A 6,160-nucleotide genomic window follows, 5' to 3' on the forward strand; every position below is an offset into this window, starting at 1 on the left:
CTCTTTTAAGGTGAAAATGATGCCATTAAGCCTTTCGGATTTTTTCATGACTTGCCGCCTTCAACTCTAATTATTCTATTTCGATATAAAACTTCCAAAATGTACCCATTTATATGAAGCACTCGTCTCTAGCAGTATTATATCATTTTTTCCACGAATGGTATTGTGGGGAAAAGTGAACGTATGGTCAATTCTTTGGGTATATATTTTAATCAATAATTTAATATGCCACAATTAAGGAGGTGATTAAGATGCCATCAAGTTTATTTAAATGGGATGAAGCATTCAATACTGGCAATCAAATCATCGACGCACAACATTATGTATTAGTGGAAATGATCAATAAATTACTCGAAATCAGTCTTGATAGTAGACTAATTACTTCTAATAATATAGATGACATCAGCAAGCAACTTTCGGATTATGTCATTGAGCACTTTGAAACTGAGGAGACTTTAATGGAAGTCTGTTCCATAGACCACCGCCATGTTGAAGATCACATACAATCACATAAAGAATTTATTGAAGAGATTAGGGCGCGTTTTAAAAATCCCGCTCAACTGCTCAATCCTTTAAAGTTAAATGATATAGCAGAATATTTGATTCGATGGTTGGTCTATCATATCCTAATTACAGATAAAAACTTGATTAGACAAGTTAATCTTATAAACCTTGAAGGCATATCCCCTGCCCTTGCATTTGAAAAAGAAGAAAAGACGCCTGACACTGCTACTGAATCTTTTCTTAAAGCGCTTAAAGTCTTATATGAACTTGTTTATACTAAAAATCGTGAAATTGAACGAAAAAATTTTGAACTTGAGAAAAAAGTTAAACAAAGAACGACCGAGCTTATGGAAGCCAATAAAAAATTAAATCAACTGATCCTATTGGACGTCTTGACAGGTTTACCAAATAGACGTTTCGTAATGGACGAAATCCAAAAATTGATTCATCACTGGAAAAGATACAAACAAGTATTTTCGATTCTTTTTATAGATGTTGATAAATTTAAATCTGTTAATGACAACCATGGCCATGAACAGGGCGATATTGTTTTAAAGTGGATTGCCACTTTTCTCAAGGATAGTATTAGAATAACCGATATTGCCTGTCGATTAGGTGGTGATGAGTTTATAATCATTTGCTCAAATACGGATGAATCCGGTGCATTAACTCTAGGCGACAAGCTAAACACCTTATGTAGAGAAAAATATGAAGGTAGTATTGAAGTATGGCAACCATCTTTGAGCATCGGCATCGCAACTATGAATGATGCCATAAACTCACCTAGTGAAATATTAAACAGCGCTGATACCGCAATGTATATTTCTAAAACACAAGGTGGTGGCATTGCCACATTAATAAACGCCTGAAGGTCTTACGCCTTCAGGCGTTATGATTTTATATTAAAACAATTCCGTCATCTTAAACAAAAGCTTGTATTCTCACCTAGATAACTTGGAAAAGGGATTCTCTTATAAGCTGTTTTCTGGAAGAAGCCTAATGTAACGACAGCAAGCATCGACGATTTCCGCATCGAAATGAGTCCCCTTTGCGTCTAGCAAGGTCTCAATCACTTCAGCATTGCTAAGTCTTTTCCTATAGGGTCTATCCGTCATCATTGCATTGACTACATCTGCCACAGAAACAATCTTTGCCAAATAGAAAATCTCATCATCTTTTAGCCCTTTTGGATAACCACTCCCATCATTCCTCTCATGATGCTGCGATACCACTTCTGCTAATGAAAACCCAAAATCTAGATTCTTTAAAATTTCATATCCAAACTCAGGATGCTTCTTAACAACCTCATATTCCTCAAGCGTCAGTTTTCCAGCTTTGTTTAAAATTTCTGTGGGGACCTGAACCTTGCCCAAATCGTGTAAATGTCCTGCAATCCAAAGTTGCTCAAGAACATCCTCATCAAGCCCCAGTCTTTGACCGATTTCAACCGAAATATCTGCAACACCTTCTAGGTGATTTTTGGTGTATATGTCCTTTAACTCAATCACTTTTGAAAGGGCTGAAACCATGGCTATATTTTGCTTTTTTATTTTTTCAAGCTGCTTTTTCTGATTTTCTATATTGATGTGTGTACCAATTATCATTTTAGGTTTTCCGTCTTCCCACGAGAAGACCTTTGCTTGTGACAATACCCATACATAATGACCATCTTGATGCTTTAATCTAAACTCGTTTTCATATGAAATATAACCACCGGAATACAGTGTCTCTATTTTTTCCTTACTCCTTTGGCAATCATCAGGATGGATTAGATTTAAAAATTTTTCTTTGGTCATGGGGTTCAAGGCATCGGCTTTATAGCCAAGCATAGCTGCCCATTCCTCCGATACTTCTTCATACCCTGTCTGTCTATCAAAAAACCAAATGCCAATATTGCCAAACTCTGAATACACTTCAAGTATTTGATCAGATTTTTTATACTTTGGATCAATCATATATAACCTCACACCCGTTTTTCTCTCCAATACTAACTCTGTTCCGCCCCTTCTCTTTAGAGAGGTAAAGCCATTTATCCGCTGCATCAATATAGTCGTCTATTTTGGAAACCGCCATCTTATCAACGATGCCCCCAATGCTGATGGAAACGATATCATGATGATCATCTGTATATGCGATTTCTAATGCTAAAACGCGCCTTCTAATCTCTTCGGCACGATTGACAGCCATCTCTGGATCTCTCACTTTCATATAGCAAATGAACTCTTCACCACCATATCTACCTATAAAATAATCCTCATAATCTAAGTGCTTTAAACAATTGGTAATGAGTTTTAAGCACTGGTCGCCTTTTAAATGTCCCCAATAGTCATTATAGGCTTTAAACCGATCTATATCGATCATAAGGATCAAGTCATAAGCATCGTTTGACTTTGAAACGTTCTCCCTAAGCAATTTATTGATACCCCTTCGATTGTACACCTGAGTGAGCTCATCAATGATACTTACTTCAATTAAACGCTCGTTTTGTGCCTTAATCTCTTTTAGCTCTTCCTTGGACTCAGTAACTTCACGCGTCAGCTTGTCACTGAGTTTCTTATTTTTTTCAAGTTCACTTTTCTCTTTGTAATAATCGAATTCCAAGGCTAAGAGCTCTAATTTCATAGATAGGTTGCCCGCTTCAATTTCTTTTTCCTTGTGATAAAACAACTTGTGATAATACAATGCCATTTCAAACTCATGACTTTGTTCATGATAATTTACCAACATTTTATAGATAAGGCTGATCTTTAGTTCCAGCCTGTTTTCTATTGCATAATTTAAAGCCTCCATTAAATAGGGCTTTGGATTTCTCTCCATTTTTTGATTCAGTTCAGCCATTGAAATTAATGTCTCCACAAGATAGAACTTGTTATTGACCTTATTGAATAACTGCAGGGCTGAAGTATAGTGGTCTCTTGCTAAATCATAATCTCCGAGAGCAAATTTGATTCTTCCAAGTTTAGTTTGTGCTTCACCCTTTGAGATCAAATCATTTGTATTTAATGACTCTTTAAAGGCTTTATCAAAATACGAGCTTGCAGTGGCATAATCCTTTTTCAAATAGTATATTTCGCCGATATTTGCATTTATGATGGCGACATTCATCACAAGGTTAAAATCCTCGGAAATTGCAAGAGATTCCAAATAATAGTCAATGGCTTTACCATAATCACTTGCCATCCTATAAATTTCACCGATGTTGTTTAGGATACTGGACTTTAAATTTGGATTTTCAGTAACTTCAAGTATTTGAAGTGCAATATTAAAATTTTCAAGTGCTGTCTTATAGTCTCCATAATAGAAATAGATAATACCTATGATATTTCTGACTCTCAATATACCATCGTTATCACTAAGTGCTTCAAAAATATCCAATCCTTTAAAAGCATAATTAAGCCCCTTGGTGTAATCAGACATCACTCGACAAGCATAGGCCATACTAAAATACGCATTGGCAAGTTCAAATTGCAGATTGCTGCTTAAAGCCAACTCATATGCTTTTCTTGCCATCTCATATGATTTTTTAGGATCTTCAAGGGCAATTTTTTTTGATGATGCCAAGATTGCCATGATTTTGTTTGTCATTTGATAAACCTCATTTAAGTCCATTATATTTTAATCATCATGATTAAATCATCACTATATTATTATAATACATCTATAAATGAAATAAAGGAAATTATTTATATTTCCTCAACTAAATATAATGTCCTTTTGCATTTAATTATGATTGACACATCTTTTAAATTACTACCCACAACATCAAAATCACAACCAACAAGAGTCCCTTGGCTTATCATATAAGGCAAAAAAAATCACATTCTTAAATGTGATTTTAAATTTGACCAATCTATTTTATACTTGTGTCCTAATCTCATGTACCTCTTTTATTTTTTCATAATTACCACCTGTAAAAACACAGTTACTAATACATTTTGAACACCCTTCTGAAAATGGCGGTGCACATTTGTGTAAATCAATATAAACTAAGGTGCCATCAGGAAGGACTTTTGGCGTCTCATAAATTGCACCTTTTGGGCATGATTTTACGCATCTGTTACATGTTTTACAGAAGTCACCTATCCATTCATGGGTGTTTTCATTTGCTATTGGGAGGTTGTCGACATCTATAAATACTGCGGCTAGACGTACACATGGTCCGAACTCTGGTGTTATAAGGATGCCATTCTTGCCGATATAACCTAAATTGGCATCTTGAGCAGTTGGTACAGTATTGATATCGCCACCAATCGCAGGACTTGGATGGCAGTCATACCCTCTTTCTCTTAAAAAATCTCCAATTTTATTCACAGCAATCCCTAAGGCCTCATAGGTTCTAAAGATCTCTTTACTAGACTCTAAGCTCGGATTAGATGCAATCAAATCTCTTTTCATTTCCATTGTCAGCATGATTGCATTATCATAAAGGATTTCAAAATCTTTAAAAATATAATTTGGGTTGACTTTAGTATAGCCTACATTTGAAACGCCTAACTCATGTGCATATGCTTCCATTGCTTTCAAGGTTTCAGTGTCAATTGTTCGTTTTCCTGAGTGGGTATTTTTCTTTAGACTGCTTGCACTGATGATCATCTCCTTAAAAGATGATAAAAAATATTTTTTGAGTTTTGTCATCGTTTTTGCCTTTGCTTTAAAGCTGCCATACTGAATAAGCAAAAGTGGAATAATAACCGCTTGTCTCGAATTTGGACCACTTTCAATTGGATGGTCCTGTTTTGTCATCCAATGTGATGCGCTTAAAAAAAATGGTGGCTTTTTCATGATTTTATAAAGTTTCATTACTTTCTCCTTCTTGTACAGATTGTGATTTGGACATGCTCATCCTAAGCATTTTTATGCCGTTCTAGCTGCAAATTCAATTAAATGCAGTAAATGTTCCCGATAAATTGAGTCCTCTAGAGCCATTAAATGCTTAATACCTTTATCTTTAAAAAAATCAATATCATCTTGTTGAAGATATTTCATAGCATTATGATCTTGATCATGAATATCATCTCTCATCTGATAAACCATTCCTAAACATAAGCCATACGCTTTAAGATTTTTTTTTGCCAGCTCATTTCCGCCTGAGTATCTCGATCCCCAATCACAGCATAGGCTCATGAAACGAGCAGTTTTGCCTTCAATCATTTTCAAGTAATCTTCCCTATTTGAAATGCCTTCTGCCTGCTTAATCTCTGAATTACTCATTATAAGCGCTAGATCACATAAGTCATCTGAAAGATGCAATTGATTTAAAGAAATTGCCTTTTTAATTGCTTGGGCGAATACTATATCTCCCATTAACACAGCAATTGAGTTGCCGTATTTTCTGTTAGCTGAACTTTGACCTCTTCTAATGACTTCCTCATCAATTACATCATCATGAATTAAACTGGCATTGTGAATCAGCTCAACGATGAAACCCATTTCGAGAATTACAGGGCTCTCTATTTCACTGATCTCCTTTGTTGCTTTATATGATAAAAACAAGATAGAAGCTCTTAAGGCTTTCCCTTTCGCTCTAAAAAGATCAGTGAAAAGTTTTATTGAATTTTCCACCTCAAGACCCTTAGCAAATTCATCCAGCATTTCTTGGACTATTTGCACTTCTTGGTCAACAGGTTTCAATATTTCATTTAAGACCATTTTAAAC

5 protein-coding genes are annotated in these 6,160 nt (G+C 35.2%); 1 reads left to right on the forward strand and 4 read right to left on the reverse strand.

The window, feature by feature from the left end:
* Positions 1-251 precede the first annotated feature (251 nt).
* Positions 252-1,373, forward strand: a complete 1,122-nt coding sequence (locus AC220I_RS16745) for a diguanylate cyclase (RefSeq protein WP_486725008.1) — start codon at positions 252-254, stop codon at positions 1,371-1,373.
* Positions 1,374-1,475: 102 nt separating this feature from the next.
* Here AC220I_RS16745 and AC220I_RS16750 read toward each other — a convergent pair whose 3' ends face one another.
* From AC220I_RS16750 to AC220I_RS16765, 4 genes are all read right to left on the reverse strand, one after another.
* Positions 1,476-2,459 (reverse strand): HD domain-containing phosphohydrolase, encoded by a 984-nt coding sequence (locus AC220I_RS16750; protein WP_486725009.1) that lies wholly within the window; start codon positions 2,457-2,459, stop codon positions 1,476-1,478.
* A complete protein-coding gene (locus AC220I_RS16755) occupies positions 2,452-4,089 on the reverse strand; it encodes a tetratricopeptide repeat-containing diguanylate cyclase (RefSeq protein WP_486725010.1) in 1,638 nt (545 codons plus the stop codon). Before AC220I_RS16755 ends, AC220I_RS16750 begins: the two co-directional genes overlap by 8 nt.
* A gap of 270 nt (positions 4,090-4,359) precedes the next feature.
* Positions 4,360-5,304 carry a hypothetical protein gene (locus tag AC220I_RS16760; protein ID WP_486725011.1) on the reverse strand — a complete coding sequence of 315 codons (945 nt, stop codon included), beginning with the start codon at positions 5,302-5,304 and terminating at the stop codon, positions 4,360-4,362.
* A 54-nt stretch (positions 5,305-5,358) separates the two neighbouring features.
* Positions 5,359-6,160, reverse strand: an 802-nt coding sequence (locus tag AC220I_RS16765) for a polyprenyl synthetase family protein (protein WP_486725012.1), incomplete at its 5' end; no start/stop codon positions are given.

The organism is Fusibacter sp., assembly GCF_057447755.1.